The sequence below is a fragment of the Paracoccus sp. (in: a-proteobacteria) genome (assembly GCF_047605025.1).
Classification (GTDB): Bacteria; Pseudomonadota; Alphaproteobacteria; order Rhodobacterales; family Rhodobacteraceae; genus Paracoccus.
The window spans coordinates 1-13,798 of the sequence record NZ_JASGGO010000003.1 but is presented as its reverse complement, the minus strand read 5'-3'; the positions used below and the strand labels follow the sequence as shown (position 1 = coordinate 13,798).

Below are 13,798 nucleotides of genomic sequence, written 5' to 3'. Positions count from 1 at the left end.
GTCAATCGAATGGACAGGAGACCGAAGATGAAATCCGTGACCTTCAGAAACAAGACCTGGGACGTTGCCGCCAACCTGCACCTGCCCGAGAGCTTCGACCAGACGAAGACATACCCGGCCATCGTGGTCGCGCATCCGATCAGCTCCTGCAAAGAGCAGACCTCGGGTATCTACGCCGCACGGCTGGCGGAACTGGGCTATGTCGCGCTGGCCTTCGACGCCTCGACGCAAGGCGCCAGCAGCGGTCCGGGCCGATATCTGGAAGACCCGGCCCTGCGGATCGAGGATTTCCGCTGCGCCGCCGACTATCTGGTGACCCTGCCCTTCGTCGACGGAAACCGGATCGGCGTGCTGGGTATCTGCGGCGGCGGGGGCTATGCCGCTAATGCCGCCATGACCGAGCGCCGCTTCAAGGTCGTCGCCACCATCGTCGGCGCCAATTACGGCCGTCTGTGCCGCGAGGGCGACCTGTCCCCGGATGCCGCGATCAAGGCGCTGGAGGCCATCGGCGCGCAGCGCACCGCCGAAGCGCGCGGTGCCGATGTGGCGCTCACCACCTATATCCCGCAATCCCCGGCACAGGTCGAAACCTACGGCATCACCGATGTCGATGTGATCGAGGCGGTGGATTACTACACCACGCCGCGCGGCCAGCAGCCCGGATCGCCCAACAGGCTGAACCTGACCAGCACCGGGGCCGCTTTCAACTGGGACGCCTTCCATCTGGCCGACAAGCTGCTGACCCAGCCCTTGCAGGTCATCGTCGGCGGCGGGCAAGTCGGTGCATTCGGTTCCCATCGCGACGGGTTCGACCTGTTCAACAAGGCTGCCTCGAAGGTGAAGAACATCCTCGTCGTGCCGAACGCCACGCATTACGATCTCTATGACAAGCCCGAATGCGTCGATCAGGCGGTGGCGAGGCTCAAGGAGTTCTTCCGCGAAAACCTCTGAGACCCGCGGATCAAAGGCAAATCAAAGCCGGCCGCGCCCTGGAATGACCGGCTTCTTTCCATATTCGCAGCGATCAATCGCAGGGTGAAACTGGCGACCAGCTCACCCTTGGCTCATGCCCATCGCCACCCGCAGGTTTTTGCACAGCCAGGGGGCCGTAATCATCTGGCTGCGGGATCCCGATCATTCCGTCATCGACCCGCGAAATCTCCATCGTCTCGCGACTGTCCGGGCGGGGCGCGGGTCTTTGCGGATGCGCGATGGGGCTTCGCCCAGCGATGAGCCAAGGCAGAAGAAGCACGATAGTGCGCCGCCCTTTGCCCGACCTTTCCGCCTGCCGGATGCCGGAGCGCGCTCCACAAGACCGGCGGTCCCCTTAACCGTCCGTCCGGCGCTGCTCAGGCGGCTCGATGATCGTGGCGGTCACCGCGACAGGACCGATACCGGGAAGGGACAGCCGGATTCCAAGGCGCCACGCCTGCTCTGGACCGCCGGCGTCGCTCCGCCAGATCCGGCCCTGGACCTGCCGCCACCGCGCAGGGCTGGAGAGCAGGATCGGGCACCCCCGCCCTTCCGCCCCCGCAAAGGCCGCATCGGCACGCTCGCCCCCGCCCACGGGCCGAAGGAACTGGCATGGATGCCCCACAAATCGCCACGCTCACCCAAGGGCCTCGGGCCGTTTGACCATGAAGGCAATGCGCCGAAAGCGTCGGCCGCTTCTTTCTTGCCTAAATATCCCGGGGGAACGTCGCATGGCGACGTGGGGGCAGCGCCCCCTATTTCGCTGCCGGTCCCGAAAGCGCGCGATCTTCCTGGGCGATGAAATGCTCCATCATCCGCCGCCAAAGCTCTTCGGCCAGATCGGCGTCCAGGCCCTGCTCTCCTGCAAGGCGGCGCGCATTCATGGCCACTTCCTCGACCCGGCTGTCGATCCTGGCGGGCAGCTTTTCGCGGGTCTTGATACGCGCCGCCTCGTCGATCAACCGGGACCTTTCGGCCAGAAGCGCGATCAGGCGCGCGTCCAGCGCATCGATCCTGGCGCGAAGGTCGTGCATGGCGGATTCGGGCGGCAGAAGCCGGTCGGGATCGGTGATCATTTCCTTGGATTAGACCAAGCCACGGGAAAAACAAGCACAAGGATGCGCGGCATGTTGCCGAAATGCAGCACGGTCTGGGCGATTTTCCGCCTATCTCGGAACATCATGGCGCGAATGACCGTTTTCCTTCTAATTGAACCAAGAACGCGAGCCGGCCTCGTCCCATCCAGAAGAAGAAACAGATGCGTGCAGCAAGCTTTGTCATCAACATCGGTTTCGGCCTGGGCCTCGCCTTGGGCGCAGTGGCGCTTGTGCTATTCTGATCCGATCACGGCACAAAGCCCCCGCCACAGGGTCAGGCCGGGCAACCGGGACGAAACGTCCGCCCCGGAACGCGGCGGTTGTTTTTCATAGGCCGCATTCTCGGATCTGATCGGGGCAGGCATCGCTTCTGCCGTATCGGGTCAAGGATTATGTAAAACCGAACGCCGCGCTATGGCCTTGCGGGCAGATGCTCCGACGCAAGGGCTTTACGGCGCCATGGCCGATGCCCGGCCATGCCGAACAAGGCCCACCGCAAAGATACACGCGGCATCGCACGGATGTGCCTGTTGGCCGGTATCTGCCAATCCATGCGAAGACCCAGCGCAGCCAGAGGATCGGGGCCCCTGACCGCGCCCAAATTCCTACAGTCGAAGATCATTGACGCCGATAACCACCTGCGCCCCTCGCAAGGAAAGACGTGATTTCATCAGAGATTTCCTGATGGATGGATTTTCGTGCTTCCGCCGACCCGCCGCAGATCGATGCGTCTCCGTCCTCCTCAAGCAGAATGCTCGGCCCCGCCTCGGTGCAGGCGCCGAAGGCGTCGAACGCGATGGCCTTGCGCATGACGACGGTTTGAGCGGACGGACCTGTGCCAAAGCTGTCATTCCGGCCACCGAGTGAAATCCGCAGCGTGGCCACATCAGCGTTGGCAGCGCCCAGGGCGGCCGGATATTCCGGGTCCACGGCTATCGCGAAGGTAATCCGGGGGTCACGCGCCAACCCAGTCAGTCTTTGGCGATTGCTTTGCGTCAATCCGACGCCTTGCGCGGCATACCAGTCACAATCCGGCCCTTCGCTTCCACCATCCCCAGCGCAGAATTGCGCATAGCGTTCGGCATCCATTCTCGCTCCCGCGACAGAGAGGGCGGCGGTCGCACCAAGCGCGAATCCCGCAACGGAAATCCTGCTTTCTTCGATTCGTTTGCCCAGCTCCGCGTCCGCCAGCACCAAGTCGATGGCGCGGCTGATATCCTGCGGTCGCCGCCATATCTCGTCCAGCGCAACGGCCGCACTCTCGGGGCGAGGCGCGTTGACCTCGACGACGATGAAGCCCTTCTGGGCGATGGATGAACTGAGCCAGGCGCCAGAGTCGGCGGCAGATCGCAAGCCGCCATGCGAAACCACCACCAGAGGAAGGGGGCCTTCTGGAAGGCGCGCATTCGGTGCAGCGGAAACTCCTTCAAAAACAGGATTGCCGCCAACGATTGCCGACGCCTGCTCATCCGATGGATACCAGATCGAAAGCTTCAGGGGACGCCCTTTTTCGAAGGCACCGGAACGATACATGATACCCGCCGCCGTTTCGGCAAGACAGGCCATGCTGTTAGAACCAAGACCAGGGACAGGCTGAGTTTCACATCATGGTTCCTTGTCCAGACTGCGGAATGGGCCTCTGTATCATGCCCTTACACCAATGACAGCGTCGTCCCGCAAAGCTGCCGCCCACACATCGGAAGCTCCTGACGGAAATGCCCGAGAAGACCCCGGCTCAACCGAAGCCTTCTTTTATATCCCCACATCGGACAATCGCTGATGCTGGCTTTCCACCCCTAAATCCGGCGGATTTTGGCAAGTGGCTGTCATCCGATGGGATACAGATACGGGCTCACGCCGACCGCATCCGTCAATCTGTCGTAATGCCCCGGATGGCCTGCGGCCACGATCAGACGGCTTTCGTGGTTATGCCAAGAATGGGGGGCTCTGCTCCTTGTCGATCCGCGCGAAGGCTTCGGTCATCAGCGGCTTGCGGTCCGCCATTCGTCGTTTCACTGGAACAAGACGACGCCCATCAAGCACATGATGACCGGCCCGTTGGAGAGCGAGGGCATGACGGTCATCGATTCCCGGACATGCCAGAGGCCCGACGCATCGGCTCGGCATTCGCTTTCTTGTCGAGACACTCGATCGGACTGGTGCCGCGCGGCTTGGCGCGGTGCCGGTGGGAAAGCGGAACCGCCGGCCTGCGCCGCAGTCAGCCTGCTTCAGCCTTTCGACGCATCACGGCGTCCCCGCCGGGACATGGCCGGAATCGCTCTGCCAAGGCTGTTGCACCATCCCCCAAGGTCCACAGGTCGATATCTGGACCTCGCGGATGGAAAGGTCCCAGCGAAACCCCGCCATGCTGCGAACAAGGCCAGCCGCCGCCAAGAAAGCCCTTGCAACATGGCGGGCGATGAGGGGACCTGACCTGATCGCGCGAACGGGGATCTTCACCGACACAGCAAGGCCGGCCCTCAGCCTTGCGGCTGGGGCGTGGCGTCGGCGGGGACGGCGCTACCGCCCGTGCGCGGGATCGCACTGACCGACGGGATCGAGGAACCGGGCGTATTGTCGTCGCCGCCCAAGGGCTCGCCCCGGATCACGCGGCCGATGTCCTCTCCGGTCAGGGTCTCATATTCCAGCAGGCCCTTGGCCAGGCGCTCGAACTCCTCGGTCTTTTCGGTCAGGATGCGATAGGCGTCCTGGTAACCCTGTTCGATCAGGCCATGGACCTCTTGCTCGATCAGTTCCTTGGTCGCGGCCGAGACCGAGAAGCCGCCGGTATTGCCCGAATAGCCCTCATGCGCCTCGGCATAGTCGATATTGCCGACCTTATCGGACATGCCCCAGCGCATCACCATGGCGCGGGCCAGTTGGCTGGCCTGCTGGATGTCGCCGGCCGGGCCGTTCGAGACCCCTTCCTCGCCGTATTTGATGATCTCGGCGGCCTTGCCGGCCATGGTCATGGCAAGCTTCTGCTTGGCCTCGTCCTTGTGATAGTTCAGCCGGTCCATCTCGGGCAGGCTGACGACCATGCCAAGCGCGCCGCCGCGCGGGATGATCGTCGCCTTGTAGACCGGATCGCATTTCGGCAAGGACAGGCCGACGATGGCGTGGCCGGCCTCGTGATAGGCGGTCTTTTCCTTCTGCTCGGGGGTCAGGACCATGCTGCGGCGCTCGACGCCCAGCATCACCTTGTCCTTGGCGTTCTCGAAATCCTCCATCGAGACGAAGCGGCGGCCCAGGCGGGCGGCGGTCAGCGCGGCCTCGTTCACCAGGTTCATCAGGTCCGCGCCCGAGAATCCGGGGGTGCCGCGCGCGATGATGCGCAGGTCCACGTCGGGGCCGACCGGCACCTTGCGGGCATGGACCGAGAGGATTTTTTCCCGGCCCTTGATGTCGGGGTTCGGGACATAGATCTGGCGGTCGAAGCGGCCGGGACGCAGCAGCGCGGGATCCAGCACGTCCTTGCGGTTGGTGGCGGCGATGATGATCACGCCTTCGTTGGCGTCGAAGCCGTCCATCTCGACCAGAAGCTGGTTCAGGGTCTGCTCGCGTTCGTCATTGCCGCCGCCGATGCCGACACCGCGCGCGCGGCCGACCGCGTCGATCTCGTCGATGAAGACGATGCAGGGGGCGGATTTCTTGGCCTGCTCGAACATGTCGCGCACGCGGCTGGCGCCGACGCCGACGAACATTTCCACGAAATCCGAGCCGGAGATGGTGAAGAAGGGCACGCCCGCCTCGCCCGCGATGGCGCGGGCCAGCAGGGTCTTGCCGGTGCCGGGCGGGCCGACCAGCAGCGCGCCTTTCGGGATCTTGCCGCCCAGGCGGCTGAACTTCTGCGGGTTGCGCAGGAATTCCACGATCTCCTCAAGCTCTTCCTTGGCCTCGTCGATGCCGGCCACGTCGTCGAAGGTCACGCGGCCATGCTTTTCGGTCAGCATCTTGGCGCGGCTTTTGCCAAAGCCCATCGCCCCGCCTTTGCCGCCGCCCTGCATCCGGTTCATGAAGAAGATCCAGACCCCGATCAGCAGGATGAAGGGCAGCCAGACGCCCAGAAGCGACATGAAGCCCGATTGCTGCTGGCGCTCGACCCGGACATCGACGCCCTTGTCGACCAGCTTGCCGGCGATGTCCTCGCCCATGGGGCGGACGGTGGAATATTGCTTTCCATCCTTTGCCGTGACGCCGACCATCTCGCCGTCGATGGTGACGGCGGTGATCTGATCGTTATCGACACGCTGGATAAAGTCGGAATAGCTGATCTGGCGGCTGTTCATTTGCGACGAGCCGTCGCTGAACAGGTTGAACAGCGCCAGAATCATCAGGAACAGCACCACCCAGAAGGCGATATTGCGCGCGTTGCCCAAGGGCAGGTCCTCCACGGGTAGACAAGCTTTGGCCTGAAAATAGGGATTCCGCCGTCAGGTTCAATGCGTATAGAGCATTACGCGGAATTCATCGGTCCCGCGCAGGGGGCGGACCGTGACCTGGGGATGGGATTTCAGCACCGGGGCGGCGACCAGACCGGCGCCCGACCAGATGCCGGGCAGGGCTGCGGCCTCGTCCCGCGTCAGGCCGCTTTCGCGCCAGGGAAGATCCCGCAGGGCATCATGGCCCAGGGCACGGACCTGTTCCGAAGGTCGCAGGCCGGCCAGCAACCAACGGTTATCCCACAGGATTTCGTCCCGCGCGGGGACGGCCGCGCCGCGCGCGGCAGCGGCTGGTTCGCGCAAAAGGGCAAGACGGTCGCCCCGGATCTCGGCGATGACGCCATCCAGCGTCACCCGTCCCCCCGCCATCAGCCGCTCGATCGCGGCCAGAACCGGCGCGCGCCTGGGGGGATAGGCCGCGCCCGTCACCCAGCGCAGACCCGCGACAAGAAGCCGCCGACGAATCTCGGCGGGGGCGGCGCGCCAGGGCGGCAGAGGCAGAAGCAGGCTGCCATGGCGGGCCTCGGCGCCTTCGGCCGCCTGCGCCGCCATCTGCTGCAATGCCTCGCGCGCCATGGCCAGGTTCTGGGCCGATTGCGCCAGTTGCGCCGCGCCAAGGCCCAGGTCACCCAGCCCCTGCCGGATACGGATGCGGTCGAAATCGGGGTTCCGGTTCGAGGGGTCGTCGGTCCAGCCGATCCCCCGCCCGCGCAGCCAGTCGCGCAGTTCGGCGCGGCTGACGCCCAGCAGCGGGCGCAGCCAGACCATGCCGACCGCCTCGCGCCGCTCGGCCATGCCCGAAAGGCCATCCACCCCCGCGCCCCGGCCAAGCCGCATCAGCACCGTCTCGGCCTGGTCGTCCAGCGTATGGCCCAGGACCACCGCCGAAAGGCCCATTTCCCACCCCCAGGCCGAAAGCAGGTCCAGCCGGGCCTGCCGCGCGGCCGCCATCACATTCCCGGCCACCTCCCCATGCCGCCAGCACAGGGTCCGGTGCGGGATGCCCAGGGCAGCGGCGGAGCTTGCGGCGGCTTGCGCCTCGGCGGCGGATTCGGGCCGCAGCCCGTGATCCACGGTGGCCGCGAAAAGCCGGGCGCCGCCCCAGTCATGGGCCAGATGCATCAGCGCCATCGAATCGCCGCCGCCCGAAAGGGCGATGCCCAGCCGGGGCATGCCTGCCGCCAGCCGGTCCAAAACGGGCGAAATCCTGGCAAGGCAAGGGTTCGGTGCGGAACTATCCGCCATCGGCCAGATCTCCGGCGGCCTCGGGGTCGTTGCCCTCGATCATCGCCGGATCGGTCGCGCCCTCGTCCATGACGCTTTCGCATCGGGCCGCCACCATGCGCTTCTCGGCCTCGACCGCCTGCTGGACATCGGGAAAGCGGGCCAGGATCTCTTGCAGGTAGAAGCAGCCGTCTTGCGGACCGCCCTTGGCCGACATCGCGCGCGAAAGGCCCAGAAGCGCGTCGGGCGCCTGCGCGCCGTTCGGATTGGCGGCGAAGCTTTCCAGCCAGGCGATGCCCGCCCCGTCCAGATCGCCCGCCGAGTCCAGCGCAGCCCCGCGCAGATACAGCGCCTCGGCGGTCAGCGGACCACCCGCATGGGTTTCGGCGATGGCCGCGAAGAGGTCCGCAGCACGGCGAAAGTCACCTTGACCGAGCACCTCCCGAGCCCGGTCGAAATCCGCCTTTTCCGCGGCGGTCGCGGCCCCGGCGGCGGGGGATTTGGGGGTGGAAAGCGCGCCCTGCTGGTTCGAGGCGGGCAGCGAGCCGCCGCCCTGCTCGCCCAGGGTCGGCGTGGTCAGGCTGCCCAGGTCGCAGCCCTCTTCCATCTCGCAAAGCCGAAACTCGATATCGCCGATGCGCGAGGTGCCGTCCTTGACGATGCGGTCGATGCGGTTCTGCAACTGCTCGGTCTGGCCGGTAAGTTGCGCCAGCCGCGCCTCCATCGCGTTCATGCGGTCGATGGCGCTGTCGCCGCCCGCCATGGCGAAGCCCTGCGGCCCCGAGGCCACCAACTGGCTGCGCAACTCCTGAAGCTGGGCCGAAAGCTGGTTCAGCTCGCCCCGGATATCGGCCAGGCTTTGCTTGTCCTGCGCCACGACAGGCCCGGCGACAAGCGCCAGTCCCGCCGCCAGCAGGACGGATCTGATCGCGGGACCGAACATCACATGCCCGCCCCAGGGCTGACCACCGTTACGGCGCGGCGGTTCTTGGAATAACACTCCTCGGTCGAGCAGATCGCCAGCGGACGCTCCTTGCCATAGCTTACGGTTTTCAGCCGCCCCGCCACGATCCCTTGCGAGATCAGGTATTCCTGCACCGAATTCGCCCGCCGGGCGCCCAGGGCCAGGTTGTATTCCCGCGTGCCCTGTTCGTCGGCATGCCCCTCGATCACCGCCGAAAAGCCGGCATTCTGGCTCAGCCAGCCGGCCTGGTTGGCAAGCGTGGCGCGCGCCTCGGGGGTCAGGGTGGACTGATCGACCGGGAACAGCACCGTGTCACCGACCGTCGCCTTGAAATATTCGGCCGTGCCCGGCAGGGTGCTGGCGCCGACGGCACCCGCGCCGCCTGCTCCGGCATAGGGGTCGCTGACCATCGCTCCCTGCGCGGCCGGGCGCGAGCAGGCGGCCATGGTCATCAGCGCCCCGATGGCCGCAAGTTTCACGATATTCTTCATCAGCCTGTCCATTCCCAGCGGTTACGGCAGCAAGGGACCCCAATCGGGATCCGACGCCGCGCCTTTCAGATTGACGGGTCGCATGTTTCGCCCCGTAATGTCCACCGAATGCAGGCGCGGCTCTCCGGCGCCGCCGGGCGTCACACGCGTGAACATCACGACGCGGCCATTGGGCGCCCAACTCGGGCCTTCGTCAAGAAACGATTCGGTCAGCATCTTTTCCTCGGAACCGTCCGTGCGCATCACCCCGATATGAAACTTGGCGCCCACCTGCCGGGTAAAGGCGATCATGTCCCCGCGCGGAGACCAGACCGGCGTGCCGTATCGGCCTTCGCCGAAGCTGATCCGGCGCGGCTCGCCGCCATTGGCCCCCATGACATAGATCTGCGGCGTGCCCGAGCGGTCGCTTTCGAAGACGATCTGGCTGCCGTCCGGGCTGTAGCTGGGCGAGGTCTCGATCGAGGGGGCATTGGTCAACGCCCGCTGCGCCCCCGAGGCCGCGTCCATCTGGTAGATGTCGGTATTGCCGTTCTTTTCCAGCGAATAGACGATCCAACGCCCATCGGGAGAGAAGCGTGGCGAAAAGCTCATCGTGCCCTGCTGCGATCCCGACAGGGGCCGGGCGGCCAGCGTGTTCACGTCCATCACCATCGCCTGGGGGAAACCCGTGGCGTAGCTCGTGTAAAGCAGCCGCGAGCCATCGGGCGAGAAGCGAGGTTTCAATACCAGCGTCGAACTGTCGGTCAGGAACTTCACGTTCGCGCCGTCGTAATCCATGATCCCGATGCGCTTGAGGCGGTTGTCCTTGGGTCCGCTTTCCTTGACGAAGGCGACGCGGCTGTCGAAATAGGGGCCTTCGCCGGTCAGCCGGGCATAAACCTGATCGGCCGCCTTGTGCGCCGCCCGCCGCCAGTTCCCGGCCGAGGCGTCGAACTGCATCCCGTCGCCCAGCGGCTGGCCCGCGAACACGTCGAACAGGCGGAACTTGACCACGACCTTGCCGCCCTGGACGCTGACCGCGCCCGTGACCAGCGCCTGCGCGTTGATCGCTTTCCAATCCTCGTAGGAAACCGGCGCGGCAAAGCCCGAGGGCCGCGCGATATAGGCATTGGCCGGGATCAGCCGGAACAGGCCCGTGCCGGTCAGATCGGCCGCCACCAGATCCTGAACCTGTTGCAGGTGCTGGCCCGCGCCGCCTTCGTCGAAGAACTGGATCGCGATGGGCATCGGTTCGACCACGCCATCGGTGATCTCGATCCGCAGGGGGCCGTCCTGGGCCAGGACCGGCGCCGTCAGGCCCAGCCCGGCAAGGATCATGGCCGGGGCCAGGATCGAGGTGGTCAGGATTTTACGCAGCATGAATCGCCTCTGAAACTCTGGTCACAACATATCGGCGAGGCTTGTGGGATACCATGATCACTGGATCCGTGCGCCTCCGCCAGGATTGAAGTCGATGATGGTTAACTTCCATCGGTTGTATTTCTCGGCCGGCAGCGGATAGCCGTCCTTCTGGCAGCGCAGGATCGCCCGCCGCGCAGCCTCGTAAGCCTGCTTCGCCGCCGCGTCCGAGCCGCCGCCGCTGCCCACCATCCTCAACGAGGCGGCCTCGACCCGCCCATCCGGGGTCATCGAGAATTGCACCGAAACCTTGGTGCGCGCCGCCTCGCTGGAAAGCGATCCGATGTTCCAGCAGGCTTCGACGGCGACACGGAAGCCGTCCTTTTCGCCCTGGCTCAGCGGCGGGCCGCTGGCGGCGGCGCCACCCCCGCCCTGCCCGCCCGAGCCCTGGGCCTGTTTCTTCTCGGCCGCCGCTGCTTTTTTCTCGGCGGCCTCGGCGGCGCGCCGCTCGGCATCGGCCTTTTCCTTCGCCTTCGCAGCCGTGGCTGCCTCGGCGGCCTTCCTCTCGGCCACGGCCTTCTCGGCCGCCAGCTTTTCGGCGGCGGCCTTTTCGGCGGCGACCCTCTTCTCGGCAGCAGCCTTGGCCTCGGCTGCTTTCTTCTGGGCGACCTTTTCCGCCGCGACCTTCTGCGCCGCAGCCTTTTCCGCCGCAGCCTTTTCAGAAGCAGCCTTTTCAGAAGCGGCTTTCTGCGCCGCAGCCTTCTCGGCGGCCTCCTTCGCCGCAGCCGCTTTCTGGACCGCCGCCTTTCCAGCAGCCGCCTTTTCAGAAGCAGCCTTTTCAGCAGCCCTCTCGGCCGCCCGGCGCCTATCGGACGCGGCCCTCTCGGACGCGGCCCTCTCAGCGGCCTCGGCAGCTTCTTTCTCGACGGCTTGGCGACGGGCGCGTTCGGTTTGGGCTTTCACGGCTTCTTGCGCCTCGGCCAAGCGGCGCTCTTCGGCGGCGCGACGGTCGGCCTGGACCTGCCTCTCGGCAGCACGTTCCTGGGCGGCCTCCTCGGCCTGCCGGGCCAGCACGGCCTCGCGCTGGCGCGTGGCCTCGGCGGCAGCCTGGCGGGTCTGGACCGCCTCGGCAAGCTTCTCGGGGCGGACGCGCGGACGCGTGGCCTGAAGCGGCGCCGGGGATTGCGGCTGAGCCGCCGCGCGTGCCGGATCGGGACGCGAGGCCCCGGCGGGCAGCGCCGCCGGCGCCTCGGCGGGCGGCGGCGGTCCTGGCCGCGGAGCGATCGTCGCCACATCGACCGGCGCGGGTCGGTGCTGAAGATCGGAAAGATCCGGCCGCGCCTCGGGCCGGGCCGGGCTAGGCAGGGGCGCGGCACTGCTTTCGGCAACCGGAGGGCTTTGCGCCTCGGGGGCGCCATCGGCGACCTCGGCCTCGGGCGGACGCGGCTGCGCGGGGATCGTCACCGCCTGCTCCGCCAGCGGGGCCGCGCCTTGCGCCGCCGCCGCCAGGGCCTGGAATTCGGCCTCGGTCATGGTCGCCACCTCGGCCATGCGCACGGGCTCCAGCGGCTGGGGCCGGAACAGCGCGCCGCCCAGAATCGCGAAACCCAGCACCCCCGCATGCGCAGCGCCCGAGACCCAATAGCCGATACGGTCGGCGCGCTCCATGCCCTAGCCCGCCGTCGCCGCGTTCATGCGCGGCCCGCCGGTATCCGTGACCAGCACGATATTGTTAAAACCCGCCGCATTCAGCGCGCCCATGACCTGCATGATCCGCGCATAGGGGATCGAGCCATCCGCCCGCAGATAGATCTTGTCGCTTTGGCGCTCGGCGGCAACGGCTTGCAGGCGCGTGATCAGCTCATCCTCGGGGACTTCGGTGTTCATGATCATGATCGGCCCCTCCGGCGTGACCGAGACGGCCAGCGGCTCCTCCTGCTCGGCGGGAACGGATTGCGCTGCGGTCTTGGGCAGTTCCAGCGGGACGCCCACGGTCAGAAGCGGCGCCGCGACCATGAAGACGATCAAAAGCACCAGCATCACGTCCACGAAGGGCGTGACGTTGATCTCGGCCATGGGCTGGCGGCGCGCGCGGCCCCGTCCCCGACGGTCCTTTCTGACGACCCCGCCCCCCATCTAGGCGTCGTCCAACTGGCGCGAGAGGATGGTCGAGAATTCGTCCGAAAAGCTTTCGTAATTGCCGATGATGCGCTCGGAATCGGCACTGAGCTTGTTGTAGAAGATGACCGCCGGGATCGCGGCCAAAAGGCCCAGACCCGTGGCGATCAGCGCCTCGGCGATGCCCGGCGCCACCACCGCCAGCGAGGTGTTCTGCGAAATCGCGATCTCCTCGAAGGCGGTCTTGATGCCCCAGACGGTGCCGAACAGCCCGATGAAGGGCGCGGTCGAGCCGACCGTGGCCAGGAAGTTCAGCCCGCGCGTCATGCGGTCGCTTTCGCGCGCGATGGCCACGTTCATCGCCCGGTCAATGCGCGAGACGGCCCCCGCGATCAGCCCCCCGTCATCGCGATGGCTGCGCCGCCATTCGGTCATCCCGGCCGAAAAGATGCGCTCGGCCGCGCCCGAGGGGGTCTCGCCCACGCGGTCGTAAAGGTCGTCCAGCGGCTGGCCCGACCAGAAGGCGCGGTCGAAGCGTTCGGCCTCGCGGCGGGCGGCGTTCAGGGTGATGAATTTTCGGATGATGATCGCCCAGGCCCAGAACGAGGCCAGGATCAGGATCAGCATCACGACCTGCACCGTCAACGAAGCACGCGCGAAAAGCGCGATCAGCGAGAAATCGACCGGCGTCCCGGCTCCGGCGAGTGGTTCCATGTCAATTGGCCTGTGCTAGGGCCGCTCAAGCTGCGGCTTCTGGCAGGCGGATAGCAGATGCGCGGGGTCCCACAAAGCCATACGCGTGTCAATTCTGCGTCAGCCGCATGCGGGAATCGCCGCGCCCATCCGTGTCGCGACCTCGGTGGGCAGGCGCACCGGGCGCCCGGCGGCGTTGACGCATACAAGCGTCACCACCGAGGAAAACAGCACCCGGTCCCCGCGCAGCACCTTCTGACACATGACGATCCGGGCCGCTCCCCGCTCGCGCAGGTCCGAGCGAACCGTCAGCACATCGTCGAAACGGGCGGGAGCAAGGTAATCCGCCTCGACGCGGCGGACGACGAAGACGAGACCTCGCGCCTTCATCGCCACCTGATTGATGCCCAGATCGCGGAGCCATTCGCTTCGGGCGCGCTCGGTGAACTTCAGATAATT

The 13,798-nt window shown here is 66.3% G+C and carries 12 protein-coding genes; 1 reads left to right on the top strand and 11 read right to left on the bottom strand.

Annotated features, from left to right (window positions below; all coding sequences use genetic code 11):
- Positions 1-27: 27 nt before the first annotated feature.
- Entirely contained in the window at positions 28-951 is a 924-nt protein-coding gene (locus QM682_RS02880; RefSeq protein ID WP_415126908.1) for an alpha/beta hydrolase, read from the top strand.
- A gap of 776 nt (positions 952-1,727) precedes the next feature.
- Here QM682_RS02880 and QM682_RS02875 read toward each other — a convergent pair.
- The 11 genes from QM682_RS02875 to QM682_RS02825 all read right to left on the bottom strand — a co-directional run.
- The gene (locus QM682_RS02875; protein WP_415126906.1) at positions 1,728-2,048 is read right to left on the bottom strand and encodes a chorismate mutase; all 321 of its coding nucleotides are present in this window, start codon (positions 2,046-2,048) and stop codon (positions 1,728-1,730) included.
- Between the two features lie 639 nt (positions 2,049-2,687).
- Positions 2,688-3,635 (bottom strand): alpha/beta hydrolase family protein, encoded by a 948-nt coding sequence (locus tag QM682_RS02870; protein WP_415126904.1) that lies wholly within the window; start codon positions 3,633-3,635, stop codon positions 2,688-2,690.
- 914 nt (positions 3,636-4,549) lie between these two features.
- The gene (gene ftsH, locus QM682_RS02865) at positions 4,550-6,448 is read right to left on the bottom strand and encodes an ATP-dependent zinc metalloprotease FtsH (RefSeq protein WP_415126902.1); all 1,899 of its coding nucleotides are present in this window, start codon (positions 6,446-6,448) and stop codon (positions 4,550-4,552) included.
- Between the two features lie 60 nt (positions 6,449-6,508).
- Positions 6,509-7,756, bottom strand: coding sequence for a tRNA lysidine(34) synthetase TilS (gene tilS, locus QM682_RS02860; RefSeq protein ID WP_415126900.1), 1,248 nt, complete (start codon positions 7,754-7,756; stop codon positions 6,509-6,511).
- Complete coding sequence (locus tag QM682_RS02855) at positions 7,746-8,678, bottom strand: tetratricopeptide repeat protein (RefSeq protein WP_415126898.1); 933 nt, start codon at positions 8,676-8,678, stop codon at positions 7,746-7,748. Before QM682_RS02855 ends, tilS begins: the two co-directional genes overlap by 11 nt.
- Positions 8,678-9,190 carry a peptidoglycan-associated lipoprotein Pal gene (gene pal / locus QM682_RS02850; protein WP_415126896.1) on the bottom strand — a complete coding sequence of 171 codons (513 nt, stop codon included), beginning with the start codon at positions 9,188-9,190 and terminating at the stop codon, positions 8,678-8,680. Before pal ends, QM682_RS02855 begins: the two co-directional genes overlap by 1 nt.
- Positions 9,191-9,211: 21 nt before the next feature.
- Complete coding sequence (tolB, locus tag QM682_RS02845; RefSeq protein WP_415126894.1) at positions 9,212-10,549, bottom strand: Tol-Pal system beta propeller repeat protein TolB; 1,338 nt, start codon at positions 10,547-10,549, stop codon at positions 9,212-9,214.
- A 57-nt stretch (positions 10,550-10,606) separates the two neighbouring features.
- Entirely contained in the window at positions 10,607-12,196 is a 1,590-nt protein-coding gene (locus tag QM682_RS02840) for a protein TolA (protein ID WP_415126892.1), read from the bottom strand.
- A gap of 3 nt (positions 12,197-12,199) precedes the next feature.
- A complete protein-coding gene (locus QM682_RS02835) occupies positions 12,200-12,664 on the bottom strand; it encodes an ExbD/TolR family protein (RefSeq protein ID WP_415126890.1) in 465 nt (154 codons plus the stop codon).
- The gene (tolQ, locus tag QM682_RS02830; protein ID WP_415127211.1) at positions 12,665-13,366 is read right to left on the bottom strand and encodes a protein TolQ; all 702 of its coding nucleotides are present in this window, start codon (positions 13,364-13,366) and stop codon (positions 12,665-12,667) included. It lies immediately after the preceding gene.
- A 93-nt stretch (positions 13,367-13,459) separates the two neighbouring features.
- Positions 13,460-13,798, bottom strand: a 339-nt coding sequence (locus tag QM682_RS02825; protein WP_415126888.1) for a YbgC/FadM family acyl-CoA thioesterase, incomplete at its 5' end; no start/stop codon positions are given.